Genomic DNA, 19,673 nt, shown 5'->3' on the forward strand with positions numbered 1-19,673 from the left:
GAAGGGCGATGGGGTCACGGGCGCCAAGCCGGTGGGGATTCGAGGGGACCGCAATGCAACTGGAAGGCAAGACCGCCCTGGTGACCGGTGGCGGACGGGGAATCGGCCGCGGCATCGTGGATCGCTACCTCGAGGAAGGAGCGCAGGTCGCGGTGGTCCAGCGTGCAGAACTGGACGCCGCCCTGCAGGATCATTCCCGGGTCGCCCACGTCCACGCCGACCTGAGCGATCCTTCCTCGATCGACCCGGCCGTCGAGCGCGTCGGCGAACAGTTCGGCGCCATCGATGTCCTGGTCAACAACGCCGGGATCATGTTCGAACGCAGCGTGTCCGAGATCCGGTCCGACGAATGGGATCTCATGATCGCCGTCAATCTGCGCGCCCCGCTGTTCCTCGCCCAGGCCGTGCTACCGCACATGCGCAAGCGCGGCGGCGGGAGCATCATCAACATCGGCTCCATCGAAGGCCTCGGAGCGAACCCCGGCCATGCCGTCTACTGCACGTCGAAAGCCGGTATCCACGGGATGACTCGCGCGCTGGCGGTCGATCTCGGTGAGGACCACGTCCGGTGCAACGCGATTGCACCCGGATGGATCACCTCCGAGCTCAGCGAGGGTTACCTCTCCTCGCAACCCGACCCGTCGGCCGCCCGCGACGCGTTGAACCGCTTGCATCCGCTCGGAGAGGTGGGCCAGTCCACCGATGTCGGCGATCTCGCGGTGTACCTGGCAAGTGACAAGGCGAAGTTCCTGACCGCGGAGACGGTGGTGCTCGACGGCGGCAGGACCGCAAAGCTGCCGACACCTTCCTGACCACCTTCACGCACACCGCGTTGCGAGGAGTTCCGGTCAGGGGCTGCTCCCGGCCGGAACTCGTCGCGCTGAAAAGCACTGCCACTGCCCATCGGCAGCCAGTGACCGAGTCGAAACACTGAGGATGTTCCCTGCATGCCAGCACAGCTGAGCGGTATTCTCTCCGCCCTTCCCACTCCGTTCACCGCGAACGGGCAGATCGACGTGAACGCCCTGGGCCGTTTGGTCGACCGCAACGTCGACGGCGGCGTGGACGGCCTGGTCGCCTGCGGTTCCACCGGCGAGTTCGCCGCGATGAGCAACGCGGAACGCCGCCTGGTCGTGGAAACCGTGATCGAGCGAGCGGCCGGACGCGTCCCGGTCATCGCGCAGACGGGGGCCGTGAGCACGACCGAAGCGATCGAACTGTCGCAGCACGCGCAAGCCGCCGGCGCCGCGGTCCTCATGGTGGTGGCCCCGTACTACGAGCCGCTCACCCACGACGAGACGGTGCACTACCTGCGCACGGTCGCCGGAAGCGTCGACCTTCCGGTCATGCTCTACAACCTTCCGGGCGCCACGGGAGTGGACCTAACGCCCGAGATGGTCGGCCAACTCGGCCGCGAGGTCGACAACATCCGCTACATCAAGGACACCGGGGCCGACCTCTCGCAGATCCGCCAGCTGATCCACCACTGCGGTGACGTCGTTTCCACCTTCGGCGGCTGGGACACGCTCACGCTGTCCACTCTCTCCGAGGGGGCTGCCGGTGTCGTGGCCGGAACGGCGAACGTGGTCCCGAGCGAGCTCGCTTCCATCCACCGCGCCTTGCGCACGGGTGAGATCGAGCGCGCACGCGCTGAGTGGTCGCGGATCTACCCGTTGCTGGATACGATGATGTCCGTCCCGTTCATTCCCGCCATCAAGACCGTGCTGCGCGCCCTCGGCGTCTCCTGCGGCGCCCCCCGACAGCCGCTGCTAGACCTCGATGACGTTGCGGCAGAAAAGGTCTCGTCCCAAGCGCTCGCGCTGACGCCGCAGTCTCCGCGCAGTTCAGCCGCGACGGGAACCGCCGCGGTCCGCCGCGCCGGGGACGTACCGCCGTGGGGCACGACCCTCAGCTTTCCCCCGTCCCGGCACTTCATCGATGGGGAGTTCACCGATTCCGCATCGGGCCGGGGAATTGAGGTGGTGGATCCGTGCTCGGAAGGCGTGTTGTTCCACGCGCCCGACGGCACGGCTGCCGACGTGGATCGTGCGGTGTCGGCCGCTGTAGCGGCGAAGGACGAGTGGGCGCGGAAGGTGCCCAAGGAGCGTTCGGACCTGCTGCACGCCGTCGCGGACCGAGTGGCCGAGAACACCGAGTTGCTGGCCGGTTTGGAAGCGGCCAACACCGGCAAACCATTCGAGGTCGCCCGTGACGACATCGCCGGTACTGTCGACTCGTTCCGCTTCATGGCCGGGGCCGTGCGCGCGAGCACGGCCATGGCCGGTGGTGACTACGTGCAGGACCACCTGTCGGTGATCCACCGGGAACCGCTCGGCGTGGTGGGTGTGGTCACGCCGTGGAACTACCCGCTGATGATGGCCGCCTGGAAGATCGCGCCGATCCTGGCCGCGGGCAACACCTGCGTGGTCAAACCCTCCGAGCACACCCCCATCACCACGCTGAAGTTCGCCGAGCTCGTCACCGACCTGCTCCCGGCCGGGGCGCTCAACATCGTCATCGGACGCGGCGACCCCGTCGGCGAGCGACTGTCGTCGCATCCGGACGTGGACATGATCGCGCTGACCGGCTCGGTGGGCAGCGGACGCGCCGTGGCCCGCAACGCCGCCGAGGGCCTCAAGCGCGTGCACCTCGAACTCGGCGGCAAGGCCCCGGTGGTCGTCTTCGACGATGCCGACCTGGCCGCGGCCGCTTCCACACTGCGCAATGCCGGATTCTGGAATTCCGGGCAGGAGTGCGGGGCGGGCTGTCGCGTGCTCGTGCACGAATCGGTCGCTGAGCAGTTCGTCGAGTACCTGGCCGGGGAAGTCAGCAGCCTCACCGTCGGTGAGCCGCGTGCCGGAAGTGCGGTCGAGCTCGGCCCGGTGGTCTCCGAGGCGCACTACGAGCGCGTGCTCGGCTATCTCGACCGCGCACAACGCGAAGGTGCCCGTACCGTCGTGGGCGGCGGTGCCCTGGACGGGACGGGCTACTTCATCGCACCCACGGTGCTCGTCGACGTACCCGAAGGCGCCGAGATCACGCAGGAGGAAGTTTTCGGGCCCGTCGTCACGGTCGAGACCTTCCGCGACGAGGACGAAGCCGTCCGCCGGGCCAACGCCGTGCCCTACGGCCTGGCGGCTTCGGTGTGGACCGACAACGCGCGCCGCTCGCACGCGCTCGCAGCGCGCATCGACGCCGGCACCGTGTGGGTCAACTCCCACCTCGTCCTGGCCACCGACGTCCCCTGGGGAGGCTTCAAAGGCTCCGGCTACGGCCGGGACCTGTCCATCTACGCCTTGGACGACTACTCCCGCACCAAGCACGTCATGCACAACCACGCGCACTGAGCGCACCGTTGACCGGTGGTGCCACGTGCGAGCGCCGCGGTCGGGCTGAACCGGACCTGTCTCGGTCTCCTTCCGGGCAGGTGCGAGCGACGGCAAACCACAGCCGTTCGAGCAGGTCCGGTTACACGCCCACTCGGGAATGCGGGAGTCGGCGATTCAGCGGCGGTGCTGGATCAGTCCACCGTGACCTCGTCGTGCACCCGCATGCGACCACCGAGCCATCCACCGAAGCCGGTGAGCACCGACAACGCGATGAGCAGCAGTGCCACCGACCAGGATTGGTCCCCGCTGGCGGCGAGCACGGCTGTTGCGAGCAGCGGCATGAAGCCGCTCACGACGCCACCGAGGTTGAAGGCGATGGAAACGCCGCTGTAGCGCAGGTGCGGCGGGAACAACTCCGTCAACAACGTTCCGGAGACCGCGTAGGACACCGACAAGCAGGCCACGCCCACTGTGACACCGAGGACGACGAGCAGCGGGTTCTTCGTATCGATCAACCAGAACACGGGAAACGCCACTGCAGCGGAAGCGATGCCGCCGGCCAGGCACACCGTGCCGGCTCCCCACTCCTCGGCGATCCGGCCGAAGACCAGCAGAATCGCCACTTCGACCGCGGCGGCCACGAGCGTGGCGGTCAACATCAGCGATTTCGGCAGGTTCAGCGTTTCCGTCCCGTAACTGATGATGAACGTGGTCAGCAGGTAGAAACCACCGACGCCGAGCAACGCCGCGCACATGCCGACCAGGACCCGGCCGATGGAACGGCGCACCACCTCGAACACCGGTAGCGGTGCGCGTTCGCGCTGCTCGAGCAGTTCGGTGAACAGCGGCGATTCCTCGACTCTGCGCCGCAGGTACAGCGCCACCACCAGCAGCGGGATCGCCGCGAGGAACGGCAGACGCCACCCCCAGGAATCGAAGTCCTCCGGCGGCAACAGGGACACCAGCGCGAACGCGCCGGACGAGAGCAGTGTCCCGATCGGCGAACCCAACTGGGGCATCACGGCGAAGCGGCCACGCTGCTGTGGTGGGGCGTGTTCCACGGCCAGCGTGACCGCGCCGCCCCATTCGCCGCCGACGGCAACGCCCTGCAGGACGCGCAGCAACGTCAACAGCATCGGAGCGGCGACACCGATCGAGGCGTACCCGGGCAGCAAGCCGATGATTCCAGTTGCCAGACCGATCAGCGTCACGGTGATGATCAGGCACAGGCGCCGGCCCAGTCGATCACCGACGTGGCCGAAGATCACCGCACCCACAGGTCGCGCGACGAAACCGACTGCGAAGGAGGCGAACGCGGCCATGGTTGCCACCAGCGGATCACCGGTGACGAAGTACAGCCGGTTGAACACGATCGAGGCAGCAGTGCCGTAGAGGAAGTAGTCGTACCACTCCAGCGTGGTGCCGACGAAGGCGGCGAAAGCGATCTTCTTCGCTTCCGCCGCGGTGACCCGCGGGGCATCCGGCTTGGCGGAACTGGTGGTCATCGGACGGCTCCTCGTGGGGAACGCGAGGCGGTATCGCGAGGCAACGCGCCGGTGGCAGCATCGTCGAGACCGGTCGCTCCGCGCATGCTTTGACCAGTGACGAAGGTGGCGCGCACCGGAATCGATCCGATCCGGCCGCTGAGGGCGGTGACCAGGACCTCGTCGAGCGCGACGCGGTCGGCGAGCCGACCGAGCGCGAAGCGACCTCGGCGGTGTTGCTCATCGACGGCCGAATCGAGCACGACGCGCTCTCAGGCCAGGTTGTGGACACGGGTCAAGGGCAACGAGTCGGCGTGGTGCCGGTCGATCGCCGCGCCATCGATGAGCACGGGCTCCGGCCCGTTCGGCACCTCGACGCTCGGTGTGGCGGTGTTGGCGATCATGTCGCCGCGAGCCAGCCCCCGACTGCCTCGAACTGCGGCGTAGCGCACGCCGGTGGGCAGTTCCGCCCGCGCCCGCGAATCCTGCAAGCACTGTTCGGAGACGAAGACGGAGGCCAGCTTGTGGGGCGCGGCGCCGTGCCCGCCGAAGAAGGGCCCCATCTGTCGGGGTTGGGTGAGGCGCGTCGAACCGGATCCCGAGCCGCCGGCTCCCCAGGCCACGAAACCGGATTTGAGCACGAGTTCCGGCTGCGCGCCGAACCACGCCGGATTCCACAGCGCGATGTCGGCGAGTCGACCGGGTGCGAGCGTTCCGACCTCGTGCGACATGCCGTGCGCGATTGCCGGATTCGTAGTGATCTTGGCGAGGTAGCGCAACACCCGGGCGTTGCACGGGTGCTCCGGCCCCGTCGGCCCGGCAAGCCGCGCTTGCACATCGGCGAGCTGCCAGGTTCGTCGTGCGGTTTCGGCGATTCGTCCCATTCCCATGGAATCCGAGTTGACGATGCTGATCGCACCCCGTTCGTGCAGCGCGTTCTCCGCCGCGATGGCGTGCTCGCGCAGCCGGCTGCCCGCGATCGCAACATCGCTTTCCAAGCCGGCGTGGCCCTTGTGGACGGTCATGGTCATGGGCAGCAGCTCGGACATCGTGGCCGGGGTCAACGGAAGCGTTGGCGTGGTCGACGAGGTCAACACGTGCGGACAGGCAACGATCTCGAGCAGGTCCGGATGTCCACCGCCCCCTTCCACGTGATAAGCGTGCACCGTGCGACCAGCGGTCGCATCCAACGTGTCGGCCAGGAAACCGGATTCGTTGAGCGTGTCGGTGTGCAGGGCGACGGGCAGGTCGGCATCCTCGGCGACGCCCAAGCAGGTGTCCACGATCCGCGGTGTGGCGCCCCAGTCCTCGTGGATCTTGAATCCGCCCGCGCCGGAAAGCACCGCCTGATCGAGCAGATCCGCCGAGGACGAAGAACCTCGTGCCAGGAAAGCGGCGTTGACCGGAACATCGCGCCACGCCTGGATCAACGTGTGCAGGTTGTGCCTCGGGTTCGCGCCGACGTCCCACACGCCGCCGAGACCCATCCCGACCAGCGAGGTCACCCCCGCGCTCAGCGCCGAGGGAACGACCTCCGGGCTGGACAGGTGCACGTGCGAGTCCACCACGCCGGGAGTGGCGATCAGCCCTTCCCCGGTGACCATGGCCGTGTGCGAGTCCACCACCAGCTCGACATCGCTGGAGGTGTCCGGATTGCCCGCGCGTCCGGTCGCGACGATGCGCCCGTCCTTGACGCCGATGTTGGTCTTGCGCACCCCCAGCAACGGATCCAGGACCAGCACTCCGAGCACCACGAGATCCAGCGCGCTGTCCCTGGGCGCTTTGCCCGCCACCAGCAGGCCGTCCCGTGCGGTCTTGCCGCATCCGCCGAGGAGTTCCTCTCCCGGCTCGGTGACATCGCCCTCGACCTCGACCCACAGTCCCGTGTCGGCCAGCCGCACGCGATCTCCGGTCGTGGGGCCGTACAGCGAGGCATACCGCTCGCGCGTGAGCCGTGCGTTCACTGATCACCACTCCTCGCTACCACTGTGACGGTGCGGGTTTGCTCCGGCGGAAATTCCAGCGACGTCCCGGCCGGCAGATCCAGCCGGTGCCCGGCGGCGGAGTCCCGATCCATCTCCAGCGCCGGGTTCGCCTCTTCCAGCGGAAAATGGGAGGACAGCCAGATCGTGCGGCCACCCCGGTTGCGGACGTCGATCCACTTGCGCGCCCGCCCCGGCGCCAGCTCGATCTCGCCGGCCGCGGAGCGCACCGCACCCGCCTCCCCGGTCGCCGGCCCGAACGGCTCCGCGACGTGGACCAGTGCGCTGCCGTGCGGGAACAGCGCCTCGACCTGGATTTGCGGCACCGCCGATGCGACACCCGGCAGCACTTGGTCGGACCGCACCACCTGTTGGGCTTCGGTCACCACTTCGTCGATGTCCATCCCGTCCCAGGCCATCTCCAGGACCTCGTCGCACACCAGCGCGGTGGCCTCGGTGGCTCCGAGCCGAGATCCGCGGGCGAGACGCTTGCGACCGAGCTCGGCAGCGGTGAACAGCGTGAGCCGTTCCCGCTCACGCGGCGTGAGATGCATTCCTGCCCCTTGCAGCGCGCAGCACGAAAGCCGAAGTGTCGACACAGCCTGCCGGAAGACAACTACCCAGAACAATGGTGGTGTGTCGTCGATTGGGGCGGGACAATTGGGCATATGCACAATTCGGTGGACTCCGCACCTCCGCTGCACGCACTGGCCCAAGCCTGTATGGACGATCTCGACGAACTCGTTGAAGCATTCGTCGCCGAACTCGCCGAGATGCCGCCCTACCAGGCGGAATCGATCCCGTGGCCGGAGGTGCGCAGGGACGCCGAAGCCAGTTTCGAGATGCTGCTGCAGCGGATCGCTGACCAGTCACTTCCGGATCGGTTGGCCGACATCTCGGATCGCATCGGCCGCCGCCGCGCACAGGCCGGGGTTCCGCTGGAGATGCTGCTATGCGCCGTTCGCCTCGATTTCCGCATCCTGTGGGCCGCGCTGCTTCGACGTGCCGCCCCGGACGCGCTCCGCCCACTCGTCGACGGAGCGGTCACCGTCTGGGAAGCCGTCGAGGAGCACACCGTGGGCGTCCACGTGGCATACCTCGACGAGGCGGCCGTGCTGACAAGGCAACGAGAACAGGAGCGCAGTCAACTCGTGGCCGCGCTGCTGGCCAGCAACGGCCGTGATCCGGCGATCCGCGCCCAGGTCGCCACCGCACTGGAGCTGGATCCGCACGAGCGCTTCGTCGTCGCTGCCAGTCATCCGGCCAACGAGCGAACCATGCGGGAGGCCGTCCAACACCTGCGCTCGGGTGCTGCGAACGCGCACATCCACATCGAGGACCGACGCCCCCTGCTCATCGCTCAGCTTCCCGATGGTTCGGGAGGTCTCCCCCGGCATTGGCTGCACGACGTGCCTTGCGCACTTGGCCCGATCGCGGACGGCCTCGTGGAACTGCCGCGCTCGGCACGCATCGCCACCGAAATCGCCGATGTGCTTGGTCCGGACGTGGCCGGTCCGCGGCGCCTGTCCGATGTGTGGCCGGCAGTGGTCACGCACCGGTTGGCCGGGACAGGAGAGGCGCTCGCGGACGAGGTTCTGTCCGAACTGGACACCGTGACCGAGCACGAGCGGGCCCGCCTCGTCGAAACGGCGAACGCGTTCTTCGCGTCCGGATCGGTCACCGAGACCGCGAAGACGTTGTTCTGCCACCGCAACACCGTGCTCAACCGGCTGCACCGGCTCGGCGAGCTGACCGGCGGGCAGCTGACCCGACCGAACCACGCCGCACTCGTCGCGCTGGCCCTGCGCGTACGCGCTCAGCCAGGCCACACCGTTCCCTCAGCGAGTGCGCATCTCTCGACACCCGTGACACGGTGATCTCGGCCGCATCGACCACCGGGCTGGTTCACGATTCCCTTGCCAGTGCAAGCCGCTGCTCGCCCTCGACCGGCGTTGCCGGTCGGCGCTCGGAGCATCACGGATGTGGGCCAAGCGAATGGAATGAAGTGTGATGCACAGCACTCCCATCCGGTGGAGCCGGGCCCTGCGGACGCATGGCACGCGTGCCTGAAAACACCCTCCGAACTGGGAAAACGGCTCGTAACCCGCAACACCGCACCCGTTCTCCGAACGACTCCTCCGACGTCGCAGAGCACCTGATCTCGGCCGGCATGATCGTTAAGCTCGACGTGCTGACAGCCGATCAGGGACGGAGGCACCAGTGCGGCTGGAGGGACCGGCCAGCCCACCGGTAGCTGATGCCCGCGCAGGCGGGGTGCGGGTTCCGCAGTTCGACGTGGCTCCGCACCCCGGCAGCGTCACCGTGAGGGGGACCATGTCTGACAGCGATGGCCGTGCTCCGGAGCAGTCGAGCCACACCCCGCCACTCATCAGCCTGCAGGAACTCCGACCACGTGCAATCGCGCAGACCACGAAATCCCACTGGCCCGCTGACTTCACGGGCACCTTGCTGGTCCAGTGCGCCGCCACCGGCGGGTGGGAAGCCTCGTCCCTCGTAGCGGAGAGACCCGACGCTGGGCTGGTGCTCAGCGGAACCCAGGCACCGTGCACAGCTCGCGCGCTGCAGAAGCACGGCTTCAACAAACCGCTGCTGTGCGATGCCGAGCGTTACCGGGGCAAGAACCGCGCGGTCGCTGAAGAGGAATTCGACGCCCGGTGGATCTCGAAGCAGCGCGAGTTGGGGATTCCGGTCCTCACCGACTCCGGCTACGTGGGCGAAGGCGACGTTCCGGGCCTGGAGAGCATCCTGCGCCGCTCTGCGCAGCTGGGGGAGGACGTCATCGCCTGCCTCCCGCTGCACGCGAGCTGGCTGACCAACAGCGCCTCGCTCGAACACCTGCAGGCGGTGGCGCGAGAAGCTGGCGTCGCCGTCGCCCTGGTGCTGGAGCACCCGGGCGACCCGCTCGGCGTCCAGCAGGCCCTGCGCGGCTTGCTCCGGTTCCTGAGCACCGCCACGAAGCCCGTGCTGCTCTTGCGCAGCGACGTCTCCGCCCTGGGCGCGCTGTGCTTCGACGCGTCAGCCGCAGCAGTGGGCACCACCTCGGCGCTTCGCCACCTCTATCCGTGCACGAGCGGTGGCCCCGCACGAGCACCGCAGGTGTCCGTGCTGGTCGAACACTGCCTCTCCTACGTAGGTGCGGACAAGGTGGCGGCAGCGGTGCAGGCGACGCCGGACCAAGCACACCATTGGACATGCACCTGTCGCACCTGCAGCGGTCGGACGATGGACCACTTCGCGACGATCCGGGACAGGAAGGAAGCGGACAGGGCCGCGTTCGGGCACTCGCTGGAGAAGCTCCTCGACGTCCACGAAGACCTGTTCTCCCGACGGCTCACGCAGCGGCAGCGCCAGAACAGCTGGATCCAGCAGTGCAGTGCGGCCGGTTCCTACCACCAGGAGATCGACAGCCTGCTGGCACAGGGCTGGAACCCACCGGCCTTCTTGAAAGCCTGGCAATCGGTGGGCACCGAATTCCTCGCGGAGGACGTCAATCAAGCATTCCCGCGTCGATGAGTTCCTGGTAGACGAGCTCTTCGATCCACCGGTCCAACGTCCGCCGCCGTGCCCGCGGAGCCCGCCCGTCGCGGGCCGGTTCCACCAGACGGAGCCGGCCCGATTCGCCGTGCTCCAGCACACCGACGCCGTGCAGCTTGCACTCGAGCAAGCACTCATCCCCCACTCGCGGCGGGGCGAGCAGCACTGCCGCACTGCAGAACCCCCGCAGCCGCGCTGCTCCCGCCAACGCCGAACGCCAAGCGCGCGCGGTCGGCAGCACACCGCGCAGCTTGACCACCTCGGGTGCCCGGACAGGAGCCGCCTCGGTCCACTCCCACATCGCCAACACGTCGTGGTCGAGCACCGGGTGTTGGTCCCGCCGCTTCCGCACCGCGTGGGCCCGTTCGTCGATCTCGACCACCGGGTGCACCTCGATGCCGAGCAATTTCGTCCGCGGAGCCAACCGCCCTGCCCAACCGAGCACGTCCGCAGCCCGCCGCACATCGGCGGAAGACGGTTCCGACGAGCTGGTCGAAGCGCGCTGGTGCTGCGGGAACAGGCCCGGCTGACCACTCGTCATGTACGAACTCCCTCAGCACGAGCGCGCTACCACGTCGATCATCGAACCACCCGAGCACAGCTGACCCCTTCAGCACAGCTCGTGCCCGTCACGCCGGCAACAACCTACTCGCCCCCGGCCCCGCACGACGAACGCCCCAACCAACCCGTGCTGGTGACTCCGGTGTCGGGGTCCTGGTCGCTCGGTGCGGCATGATCGAGGAAGCTCGTTCCGGGGTGGGTATTCGCCGATTCGATATGCTTCGGCGGTGGTACCCCGTGCGCCGGAGGTGACGCTGATGGAACTGCTGACGTTCGGCCACGGCACCGCATCGGAGGATGAGATCACCGCGTTGTTGCACGGGGCCGGGGTTCGTTCCGTGCTCGACGTGCGCAGCGCGCCGGGAAGCCGTCGCAATCCGCAGTTCGCCCGCGGTGAGCTGCAACGGTGGCTGCCGGAGTCGGGGATCTCCTACCGCTGGGACAAGCGCCTCGGCGGCTTCCGCAAGCTCCCGAACGATTCCCCGGACTGGGTGTTGCGCAACGACGCGTTCCGCGCCTACGCGGCGCACATGCGCACCCGCGAGTTCACCGACGGCGTCGACGAGCTCCTCGACGAGCTGGCCCGAACGCAGGTGGCCGTGATGTGCAGCGAGAGCCTGTGGTGGCGCTGCCACCGCCGAATGATCAGCGACTTCGTGCAACTCGTCCGCGAAGTTCCGGTGGCGCACCTCACGCACCGGGGCGAGCGCGACGAGCACGAGCCGATCGACGGCGTGCGCGTCAACGACGACGGATGCCTCGTCTACGACGCCGGCCAGTCGATGCTGTAGCGGGCCGCTGCGACGAGCACGTGGCGGTTCGGTCGAGCACGCCCGGCTGAACGCGCTCTGTTCTCGGGAACGCGCTTGCAGGTTCGAGTGACCTCGCCCCGCTGGACGGACGCTCCGACCAACACGAGCGCTCGCTCCAACGGGGGAAGTCAGTTCACTGCTGGCCCGCGAAGCGGGCGGGCTCGAGGTCCGGCAGTCCGGATCGGCCGATCAGGCGATCGGGGCGGAAACCTGTCAGCTCCTCCGAGGGGGTGCCGGTGCGGAGCTCATGTGCCGCCAGCCGCCCGAGGAGCGGACCCAGCGTGATGCCGCTGTGGGTGGCCAGTACGTAGATCTTTTCGCTGTCGCCGAGGAACCCTGCGACAGTCAGACCATCCGCGGGCATGGCGCGCTGGCCGACTCGCAAGGCCTCCAAACGGATCCCGGCAGTACCCGCGAGCAGGGTGCTCAGCCTGTCGCACAGGTCGTGCGCGTGCTGGCCATCGGTGTCCGGCGGATTGGCGGGATCGGCCTGCGCATCGAGGTCCAGTCCTTGCACGACCAGGCGCCCCCCGCCGTCGGGGCGCACGTTGAGCTCCGGGGTGGTCAGCACCCGGTTCAGCCTCGTCGGAAGCGGCGGGGTGTAGCCGAGGAATCCGACGGTTGCCGAGCCGGCCGCATCGGGTGCGGCCATCGGCACCTGGTGCCCGACCGCGGCAGTCAGCTCCTCGGTCCACCGACCCGTCGCGACCAGTACCGCGTCGAACTCCGCGACCTCGTCGGAGAGGGCGACCCGAACCTTTCCACCAGCTTCGGAAACACTCGAAACCGTTGCCGGACAACGCAGCTGAGCACCGTGCTCGCGTGCTTCGCCCCACAACCGTGCCAGGAGCAGGGCGGGGACGACGTGGCCTTCCGTCGGGTAGAAGGCGATCCGGCTGACCGCGGCAGGCACCCGCAGATCCGGGACCAGGTCGCGAGCGCGTTCCGGATCGAGCCACTCGACGGGATAACCCCGCTCGTCCAGTTCGGACACCGAAGCGGCCAACCGTTGTGCTCCTGCGTCGTCCTCGGCCCATTCCAGGTTGCCGGTGCGCACGTACCACGGCGGCAGTGGACCGGGATCCGCGGAGAGCGCTTCGTGCTCGTTCATCCCCGCGACGTTGAGCTCGTGGTAGGCCTGCGGGTTCTTGCGGTGCGAGTTGGTCCAGGCGAACGAGGTGCCGGAAGTTCCGGCGAGTGGTGCGGCGCGTTCGAACACCGTCACTTGCGCGCCCTCGAGGGACAGCGATCGCGCGGCGCTCGCGCCCAGCACTCCGAGTCCGATCACAGCGATCTTCATGCGTTCCTCACCATTTCACGAGGTGTGCTTTTTGGCCGCCTGCAGTGGGGATCACGAAAGATGCCCGCACCGCAGCGGAAAGTGGCACCAGTCTAGGGATGCACTTCGAAGACCAGCGGCACGAGCGTGACCATCGCCAGCGCGATCAGGACGAGCCCGATCACGTTGAGCCAGATGCCGCCGCGGATCATGTGCCGGATCGGCAGTTCACCGGTGGCGAAGGCGACCGCGTTCGACGAGGTCGCCACCGGCAGCATGAACGCGCAACTGACTGCCATCGCCACCGCGACGGTCATCAGCAGCGGATCCATGCCACGCCGACCGCCACCGCGCCCATGATCGGGAAGAACGCCGCTGATGTGGCCGTGTTGCTGGTCAGCTCGGTCAGCAGCAACACCGTGATCGCGACGACCACCAGCAACAGCAGCGGGGCACGGGCAGCCCGGCCACCTGCGTGCCGAGCCACTCGCTCAACCCGGTCTCGGAGAACCGGTTCGACAGGTCGAAATCGACAGGATGGTCCAGTACGCGGCGAGCAAGGGCTGGACGGACGAGAACGGCACGCGCATCCGCGCCCACGTCGAGCGGCGCTGACCGCCCACGCTGGCCTCGTCGTTCGTCGGCGGCGCCGCGAGCGGCTCGCTCGGGCCAGGTGCTCCATCCCAGTCGATCTCAACGTCGTCGAGGTCCAACGCCTGCTGCAGCACCGTCCGCAGCGCGGGGTTGTGGTCGTCGCGTCGCCACGCCATCCGCAGATCCGCATCCAACGCAGATTCCAGGGGCACGAATGCGATGTGCGGGTCGTGCGGGTTGCGTGCCACGGACGCGAGGGTGACGTGGCAGCCGACTTCGGCGCTGACCAGTGCCAGCGCGGTCTAGGTGTCCGGGCGATCTGCACCACCTCGGCCGTGAAACCGCTCTGCCGGGGCAGCCGCCACAGCCGGTCGGTGAGCACGGCGCCCTCGTGCGGTGGCAGCGTCACGAACCCGGCATCGGTCAGTTGGGCGTTCTCCAGCCGGTCGGCACCCGCCAGCGGGTGCGTGTCCGGCAGTGCGACCACGAGCGCGTCACACATCACCACCTGAGCACGGACCTCGGCAGGAATCGCGTCCCAGCGCCCCAGCGCGATGTCGGTCTCGCCGTGGAGGAGCTTCTGCAGCGCGGGCTGGGCGAAGTTCTGGCTGGACAGCTCCAGCTGAACGCCCGGTTTACGGGAGCGCACCGCCCGCGCCAGTCGCGTGCACAACGGCGCTGGCGGGTCCGCGGACATTCCCGTCGGCGATCAGGCCGCCGCAGCGGCGCTCGCGTCGTGGGAGTGGATCCACCGCAGCGTGTCCGGGATGCCGTGCAGATCGCGGTCGCGCTGCTCGGCTTCCGGCCCGTCGGGCAGGTGCAGCAGGTCCGAGGCGACCCAGGAACTGCGCTGCACCGCACGCGTGCGAGCGCGGCGGAGGCGTTCGTAGCGGGCCAGCGCCTCGTCGCGACCATGGCGGTCGAGGCACTCGGCCAACGCGGCCGCGTCCTCGATGGTCTGGTTGGCGCCTTGTCCGTGGTGCGGCAGCATCGCGTGCACCGCATCACCGAGCAGCACGATCCCGTCGCGGTGCCACCGGTTCAGCGGCCGCTGCCCGAACAGCGCCCAGCGCTGGTGCAGCGATGTGCTGGCGATCAGCTCGCGCACGCCCGGGTGCCAACCCTCGAAGAACCCGGTGATGCGTTCCGGGGACATCTTCTCGACCCAGCTCGCCGACTCCCACTGCTCCGGCTCGTGCACCACGGCGAGGAAGTTGACGATCGAACCGTTGCCGATCGGGTAGTGCAGCACGTGCGCGCCCGGCCCCATCCAGAACTGGATCGCGCCCGGATCCGGCAGGTGGGGCAGCTGCTCGAGGGGCACCAGCCCGCGGAAACCGCTGGTTCCGGAGTACACGGCCGGGTCCTCGTCGAGGATCCACCGCCGCACGGTGGAGTGCACGCCGTCCGCTCCGACCACGACGTCGGCTCCGGTGACCGCCCCGTTCGCGAATTCCAGGCGATAGCCGCTCCCCGCGGGGGTCAGGGCGACCAGGCGGTGGTCGAGGCGCACGCGCTCGGGCCCGCACGCCTCTGCGAGCATTCCCTGCAGGTCGGCGCGATGGACTCCGTAGTAGGCGGCACCGAAGCGCTCCTCGTAGCCGTTGGCGACGTCGTAGGCCACGACGCGGTCGCCGGATTGCCACTTCCGGTAGATCAGTTCGGTGGGCATCACGCCGCGCTCGGCCAGTCCTTCGCGCAATCCCAGCTCATCCAGCACACGCGTGCCGTTGGCCGACAGCGCTACCGCCGCGCCGACTTCCCGAAATTCCGGCGCCTGCTCGTAGACCACCGCGTTCATGCCGTGACGTCGCAGCGCCAACGCCAGCGTCAACCCACCGATTCCTCCGCCGATGATCGCCACTGACGTCGTCTTCGACATGACCACCCCTCGAGTGCGCAATTCCACGGCCGAACGTACTGATCGATACAAAAGCGGGACGTTAGGTGCAACGCACAGCACGGTCAAGCCTCCCGACGAAGCTTCGCCGTCCGATCCCGTTTTCGCCTACCATATCGCCGATTTCGCACCACGAGCGCCGCGTTCCCCGAACCAGCACCCACAGATCGATACATTTCGAATGCAAATGCATAGCGCGCCAGTATTTGTTCTGCGTGAACGGCGTCACGCAGCCCTGCCGAGGTTCAGCGCACCGCTGTGAAAAGCCCTCGACGAGGATCAACACCGCCTTCGCCGGCTCCGCCCGCGGCAAGACGATCGAACCCGTGATCCGTTTCGCCTACTGACTGGAACAGGCCGACCGTTGAGTGAGTCGAACCGCAGCGCCGTGCAGCAGCCTTTTGAATGGTGGGCAACCTCCGGCACGCACGTTGCGGCAACGACGAGCGCGGTTCGGGCGGTCAGTACCAGCGTCGTGGTAGCACGGTCGGTGGCCCAGCTGGTGGCCCAGTTGGCGGAAGCACCTCGGGTCGCGACCAGCCGCGGCATCCCATCACCGGTGTCCAGGCAGCAGCTGCATACCAGTCGGAACCTCACGGCTCTCCCCGTCGCGTGACGTACCCGTCACCCCGTGTTGGAAGGCCACCGGCCTCACTCGCGTTGCAGAGCACGTGGAAACGCAACCGGTGGATGTCGTGGTGATCGGGGCCGGCCAGGCCGGCCTGTCGACTGCGTATCACCTGCAGCACTACGGCTTCGCCCCGGAGACGGGTTTCGTGGTGCTGGACGGCAATCCCGCCCCTGGTGGTGCGTGGCAGCACCGATGGTCCGACTTGCGCCTGGGTGACGCGCACGGCATCCACGCCCTGCCCGGCACGGGGTTCGCGCCCGCGGACACCGAGCGACCGGCCGCCGAGGTGGTCGCCGAGTACTTCGCCGATTACGAGCGCCGCTTCGCTGTGCCTGTGCACCGGCCTGTGCAGGTCACGGCCGTGCGTCGGGTTCGCGACCAGCGACTGCGGGTGGAATCGACCTCCGGCACCTGGACGGCGCGCGTGGTGATCAACGCGACCGGCAGCTGGACCAAACCGTTCGTGCCCCACTACCCGGGAATCACCGAGTTCCGCGGATGGCAGCTGCACACCGTCGACTACCGCACCCCGGAGGTGTTCCGCGGCCGCCGAGTGGTCGTCGTCGGCGGTGGAATCTCCGCGGTCGAACTGCTCAGCGCCATCTCGGAGGTCGCCACCACCACGTGGGTCACCCGCCGCCCACCGGAGTTCACCGGCAGCGAGTTCACCACCGAGGACGGGCGGCGAGCGGTCGCTGCGGTGGAACAACGCACCCGTGCCGGGCACCCGCCGGGCAGCGTGGTCAGCGCCACCGGCCTACCGGAAACCCCCGCCATCCGCCAGGCACGTCACCGAGGCGTGCTCGACCACCGGCTGCCGATGTTCGACCGCATCACCCCCGACGGGATCGCCTGGAACGACGGGCGCTCCATCCCCGCCGATACGATCCTCTGGTCCACCGGGTTCCGGCCCGAGCTGGACCACCTCGCGCCGCTGCAACTCCGCGAACCCGGCGGCGGGATCCGCCTCGACGGCACCCGAGCCGTCGGGGAACCACGCCTGCACCTGGTTGGTTACGGCAGTTCGGCCAGCACCGTCGGTGCCACCCGGAACGGCCGCCTCGCCGCACGCGCCACCGCGCAACAACTGCGTCCGCAAACGGCGCAACCTGGCGCACAACGCCCAGCTGCCTCCAGATGCAGAACAGCTAGCAGCGTTCGCCTCCCGAGGTCGTGAATGGGCGGCACGGACCGGACGACCGCGGGTTGAGTGGAGGCCGTCGGTACAGGCGTGGATCACCACGTCCGCACCGCCGCCCCAGCAGGCCGTCACGTGCCACCGCAACGTCCCGTTGACAGGGATCGGCGGGCTGCGCCCGGCCCGCATCGCCGGGTTCCTCATGTCACGGCGCCATGCTCAGAGCCGGATCCTCGCAGGCGAGACGCAAGTGCACGCGCTCGTGCCGACCGCTGGTGAGGACACCGCGATCGCTGAGCGCCCAGCAGTCGTCGGGTGTTTCCGACCGCACTGCCGACACCACGGCCGTCGGCAGGTCCACGATCAGCGGAAGAGCCTTGACCAGCTCGGCGGGGCCGGGATGTCCGAGTGCCAGGACACCGTCGGCCCCGCTGGTGATCGCGATATCGGCGGTGGCGAACACGGCCTGCGGCGTGGGCAGGTCGTCGGCATCGTCGACGACCGCGACGACCCGGCTGCCGAGCACACCGGCCACCTGCCCCAAGGCGCCCGCTGCGTCCTGGGAGCGGCACACGACCACGACCTCGTCCATGCCGAGCCGCCCCAGCGCGCGTCCCAGCTCCTCGAGCACGCCGGTCCCCGACAGGAGCAGCGGCCGCTCGCCCGCGGCATCCGGGCCGGTGGTCCGCATGATGGCCTCCTCACGGATCATCCCTGTTCAAACGAGCAGCTGAGGTGAGCGGGCCCGGCCAGTTCCGACCGGGCCCGCCTGGTGATCAGCAGTTGCCGTGGACCGACACGTCGCCGGGGTTGAACAGGTCCGGTGCCGTCCAACCGTCCAGGTCGTACTCGGCCATGCACTGCTCGGCGAAGCCCTTCATCTCGTCGGCCTTGCCCGAGTTCTGGTGCGCGTAGAGCATTTCCGCGCGCACGCCCTCGTGGTTGCCGGAGTAGTTGACCTCGTAGAGCTCGTGCCGGCTGCCGAACTCACTGCCGATCGAGTCCCAGATCAGCTTCATCAGCTTGACCCGGTCCACGGCCTCGTAACCGTTCGACCCGCGCACGTACTGGTCCAGGTAGGGCCGGATCGCGGGCTGCTTGAAGTCCCGCGCGTGCGAGTTGAGGTAGATCAGCGAACTGCCGAGGTCCTTCTGGATGATCTCCTTGATGCGCGGATAGCCCTGCGTCATGAACCACCGGTAGGCCATGCCGTAGTCCACGTTCGGCAGGACCGTGCCGTCCTTCCACGCCTCCGGGGTTTTGGCCATCGCGTCGGTCAATCCCCAGAACATGTTGCGCCAGGCGAGGACTTCGCCGACGCGGGTCTGGATGCCGCGGAAGTCCTTGGTCCCGGTAACCTCGACGCCCTTCATGAGCAGACCGGCGATGAAGTCGAGCTTGACGGACAGCCGGGTGACGCCTTGGAAGGTGAACCGCGGCAGGAACCCCGAGTTGGGCATGAAGGTGCTGGCCTTCTCGGTATCACCGTAGATGAACACGTTCTCCCACGGGATCTTGACCCGGTCCAGGATGAAGATCGTGTCGTTCTCGTCCATGCGCGAGGACAGCGGGTTGTCGAACGGGCTGCCCATCACCTCCGATTGCATGGAGTACGAGTGGCGGCAGATGAGCTTCATCCCCGGCGCGTTCATCGGCACGGTGCAGACCAGGGCGAACTCGCGCTCCTTGATCGGCAGGGCGTAGTGGCCGAGGAAGTTGTAGTGCGTCAGCGCCGAACCCGTGGCTACGACCTTGGCGCCGCTGACGATCAGCCCGTCATCGCGTTCCTCGTTGACGTGCATGAACACGTCCTTGACCTCCGACGGATCGCGGTGCCGATCCACCGGTGGGTTGATGATCGCGTGGTTCCAGTACAGCACCTTCTCCTGCGATTCCCGGTACCAGCGCCGGGCGTTGTCGGAAAAGGGTTCGTAGAAGTCCGCGTTCGCACCGAGCGTGCCGAGGAAGCTGGCCTTGTAGTCGGGACTGCGGCCCATCCACCCGTAGGACAACCGCGCCCACTCGGCGATCGCGTCGCGGTCGGCGACCATGTCCTCGGCGCTGCGCGGGGCTCGGAAGAACGGGTGCGTGAACCCGTTGTTGCCCGTGTCCGTCGGCCGGGTCAGCACGTCCTGCTTGTCGGGATCGTGCAACGCGTCGTAGAGCCGCGCGGTCATCCGCACCGGGTTGCGGAACGCCGGATGCTTGGTGACGTCGTCGACGCGTTCGCCGTACAGCCACAATTCCCGTCCGTCGCGCAGGCTCTCGATGTACTCGTCACCGGTCATCGGCCGCTGCTGGGCGTCGGGAGCGACCGCGGGGTTGCTGGTCCGTTCGTCCTGCTGGGTCATAGGGTGCTCCTCTTCTCGCGGATTCCGTTCTCTTCCGGGGTTTCGGTGGACCGAGCC

At 68.2% G+C, this 19,673-nt stretch carries 18 protein-coding genes and 2 pseudogenes; 7 read left to right on the top strand and 13 right to left on the bottom strand.

Features of this window, described 5'->3' with window-relative positions:
• Positions 1-8 precede the first annotated feature (8 nt).
• The 3 genes and pseudogenes from ACVGV2_RS12255 (at position 9) to ACVGV2_RS12265 (ending at position 3,347) form a co-directional block, all read left to right on the top strand.
• Positions 9-812, top strand: a complete 804-nt coding sequence (locus ACVGV2_RS12255) for an SDR family NAD(P)-dependent oxidoreductase (RefSeq protein WP_459162506.1) — start codon at positions 9-11, stop codon at positions 810-812.
• A 135-nt stretch (positions 813-947) separates the two neighbouring features.
• Positions 948-1,796, top strand: a pseudogene (locus ACVGV2_RS12260) (dihydrodipicolinate synthase family protein); the annotation flags it as partial.
• A gap of 24 nt (positions 1,797-1,820) precedes the next feature.
• Positions 1,821-3,347 carry an aldehyde dehydrogenase family protein gene (locus tag ACVGV2_RS12265; RefSeq protein WP_459165972.1) on the top strand — a complete coding sequence of 509 codons (1,527 nt, stop codon included), beginning with the start codon at positions 1,821-1,823 and terminating at the stop codon, positions 3,345-3,347.
• A gap of 173 nt (positions 3,348-3,520) precedes the next feature.
• On the opposite strand, the gene ACVGV2_RS12270 is transcribed toward ACVGV2_RS12265, so the two are convergent.
• Genes ACVGV2_RS12270 through ureA form a run of 4 tightly spaced genes read right to left on the bottom strand, consistent with a single transcriptional unit; the run spans position 3,521 to position 7,349 of the window.
• Complete coding sequence (locus tag ACVGV2_RS12270) at positions 3,521-4,834, bottom strand: MFS transporter (protein ID WP_459162507.1); 1,314 nt, start codon at positions 4,832-4,834, stop codon at positions 3,521-3,523.
• The gene (locus ACVGV2_RS12275) at positions 4,831-5,076 is read right to left on the bottom strand and encodes a hypothetical protein (RefSeq protein WP_459162508.1); all 246 of its coding nucleotides are present in this window, start codon (positions 5,074-5,076) and stop codon (positions 4,831-4,833) included. The genes ACVGV2_RS12270 and ACVGV2_RS12275 overlap by 4 nt, the downstream gene beginning before the upstream one ends.
• Before the next feature lie 9 nt (positions 5,077-5,085).
• The gene (locus tag ACVGV2_RS12280; RefSeq protein ID WP_459162509.1) at positions 5,086-6,777 is read right to left on the bottom strand and encodes an urease subunit alpha; all 1,692 of its coding nucleotides are present in this window, start codon (positions 6,775-6,777) and stop codon (positions 5,086-5,088) included.
• Positions 6,774-7,349, bottom strand: coding sequence for an urease subunit gamma (gene ureA / locus ACVGV2_RS12285; RefSeq protein WP_459162510.1), 576 nt, complete (start codon positions 7,347-7,349; stop codon positions 6,774-6,776). The genes ACVGV2_RS12280 and ureA overlap by 4 nt, the downstream gene beginning before the upstream one ends.
• 114 nt (positions 7,350-7,463) lie before the next feature.
• Between ureA and ACVGV2_RS12290 the strand changes: the two genes are divergently transcribed.
• The gene (locus ACVGV2_RS12290) at positions 7,464-8,672 is read left to right on the top strand and encodes a helix-turn-helix domain-containing protein (RefSeq protein WP_459162511.1); all 1,209 of its coding nucleotides are present in this window, start codon (positions 7,464-7,466) and stop codon (positions 8,670-8,672) included.
• 664 nt (positions 8,673-9,336) lie between these two features.
• Positions 9,337-10,329, top strand: a complete 993-nt coding sequence (locus tag ACVGV2_RS12295; RefSeq protein ID WP_459162512.1) for a hypothetical protein — start codon at positions 9,337-9,339, stop codon at positions 10,327-10,329.
• On the opposite strand, the gene ACVGV2_RS12300 is transcribed toward ACVGV2_RS12295, so the two are convergent.
• Positions 10,304-10,891, bottom strand: a complete 588-nt coding sequence (locus tag ACVGV2_RS12300) for a hypothetical protein (RefSeq protein ID WP_459162513.1) — start codon at positions 10,889-10,891, stop codon at positions 10,304-10,306. The two genes, ACVGV2_RS12295 and ACVGV2_RS12300, sit on opposite strands and share 26 nt — an antisense overlap.
• Before the next feature lie 277 nt (positions 10,892-11,168).
• Between ACVGV2_RS12300 and ACVGV2_RS12305 the strand changes: the two genes are divergently transcribed.
• The gene (locus tag ACVGV2_RS12305) at positions 11,169-11,702 is read left to right on the top strand and encodes a DUF488 domain-containing protein (protein ID WP_459162514.1); all 534 of its coding nucleotides are present in this window, start codon (positions 11,169-11,171) and stop codon (positions 11,700-11,702) included.
• A gap of 154 nt (positions 11,703-11,856) precedes the next feature.
• Here the strand turns inward: ACVGV2_RS12305 and ACVGV2_RS12310 are convergent, their stop codons facing one another.
• The 6 genes and pseudogenes from ACVGV2_RS12310 to ACVGV2_RS12335 all read right to left on the bottom strand — a co-directional run bounded on the left by ACVGV2_RS12310 (position 11,857) and on the right by ACVGV2_RS12335 (position 15,478).
• A complete protein-coding gene (locus ACVGV2_RS12310) occupies positions 11,857-13,023 on the bottom strand; it encodes an NAD(P)/FAD-dependent oxidoreductase (protein WP_459162515.1) in 1,167 nt (388 codons plus the stop codon).
• 92 nt (positions 13,024-13,115) lie between these two features.
• Positions 13,116-13,301: an anion permease gene (locus ACVGV2_RS12315; RefSeq protein ID WP_459162516.1), complete on the bottom strand. Its 186-nt coding sequence runs from the start codon at positions 13,299-13,301 to the stop codon at positions 13,116-13,118.
• Positions 13,302-13,318: 17 nt separating this feature from the next.
• Positions 13,319-13,489, bottom strand: a complete 171-nt coding sequence (locus ACVGV2_RS12320; RefSeq protein ID WP_459166091.1) for a hypothetical protein — start codon at positions 13,487-13,489, stop codon at positions 13,319-13,321.
• 4 nt (positions 13,490-13,493) lie between these two features.
• The gene (locus ACVGV2_RS12325) at positions 13,494-13,844 is read right to left on the bottom strand and encodes a hypothetical protein (RefSeq protein WP_459166092.1); all 351 of its coding nucleotides are present in this window, start codon (positions 13,842-13,844) and stop codon (positions 13,494-13,496) included.
• Between the two features lie 131 nt (positions 13,845-13,975).
• A pseudogene (locus ACVGV2_RS12330) lies at positions 13,976-14,293 on the bottom strand (LysR substrate-binding domain-containing protein); the annotation flags it as partial.
• Between the two features lie 12 nt (positions 14,294-14,305).
• Entirely contained in the window at positions 14,306-15,478 is a 1,173-nt protein-coding gene (locus tag ACVGV2_RS12335) for an FAD-dependent monooxygenase (RefSeq protein ID WP_459162517.1), read from the bottom strand.
• Positions 15,479-16,167: 689 nt separating this feature from the next.
• Between ACVGV2_RS12335 and ACVGV2_RS12340 the strand changes: the two genes are divergently transcribed.
• Positions 16,168-17,304 (top strand): NAD(P)-binding domain-containing protein, encoded by a 1,137-nt coding sequence (locus ACVGV2_RS12340; protein ID WP_459162518.1) that lies wholly within the window; start codon positions 16,168-16,170, stop codon positions 17,302-17,304.
• 166 nt (positions 17,305-17,470) lie between these two features.
• Here the strand turns inward: ACVGV2_RS12340 and ACVGV2_RS12345 are convergent, their stop codons facing one another.
• Positions 17,471-17,956, bottom strand: coding sequence for an iron-containing alcohol dehydrogenase (locus ACVGV2_RS12345; RefSeq protein WP_459162519.1), 486 nt, complete (start codon positions 17,954-17,956; stop codon positions 17,471-17,473).
• A gap of 85 nt (positions 17,957-18,041) precedes the next feature.
• On the bottom strand, positions 18,042-19,616 hold the full coding sequence (locus tag ACVGV2_RS12350; protein ID WP_459162520.1) for a 4-hydroxyphenylacetate 3-hydroxylase family protein: 1,575 nt from the start codon (positions 19,614-19,616) through the stop codon (positions 18,042-18,044).
• Positions 19,617-19,673 lie beyond the last annotated feature (57 nt).

The sequence above is a fragment of the Bounagaea algeriensis genome (genome assembly GCF_054491375.1).

Bases quoted from the DNA above. Each gene is read 5' to 3' on its own strand.
- ACVGV2_RS12345 (WP_459162519.1), bottom strand. From the start codon at position 17,956: ATGCGGACCACCGGCCCGGATGCCGCGGGCGAGCGGCCGCTGCTCCTG.
- ACVGV2_RS12335 (WP_459162517.1), bottom strand. From the start codon at position 15,478: ATGTCGAAGACGACGTCAGTGGCGATCATCGGCGGAGGAATCGGTGGG.
- ACVGV2_RS12305 (WP_459162514.1), top strand. From the start codon at position 11,169: ATGGAACTGCTGACGTTCGGCCACGGCACCGCATCGGAGGATGAGATC.
- ACVGV2_RS12300 (WP_459162513.1), bottom strand. From the start codon at position 10,891: ATGACGAGTGGTCAGCCGGGCCTGTTCCCGCAGCACCAGCGCGCTTCG.
- ACVGV2_RS12270 (WP_459162507.1), bottom strand. From the start codon at position 4,834: ATGACCACCAGTTCCGCCAAGCCGGATGCCCCGCGGGTCACCGCGGCG.
- ACVGV2_RS12350 (WP_459162520.1), bottom strand. From the start codon at position 19,616: ATGACCCAGCAGGACGAACGGACCAGCAACCCCGCGGTCGCTCCCGAC.
- ACVGV2_RS12255 (WP_459162506.1), top strand. From the start codon at position 9: ATGGGGTCACGGGCGCCAAGCCGGTGGGGATTCGAGGGGACCGCAATG.
- ACVGV2_RS12310 (WP_459162515.1), bottom strand. From the start codon at position 13,023: ATGAAGATCGCTGTGATCGGACTCGGAGTGCTGGGCGCGAGCGCCGCG.
- ACVGV2_RS12315 (WP_459162516.1), bottom strand. From the start codon at position 13,301: ATGGCAGTCAGTTGCGCGTTCATGCTGCCGGTGGCGACCTCGTCGAAC.
- ureA (WP_459162510.1), bottom strand. From the start codon at position 7,349: ATGCATCTCACGCCGCGTGAGCGGGAACGGCTCACGCTGTTCACCGCT.
- ACVGV2_RS12290 (WP_459162511.1), top strand. From the start codon at position 7,464: ATGCACAATTCGGTGGACTCCGCACCTCCGCTGCACGCACTGGCCCAA.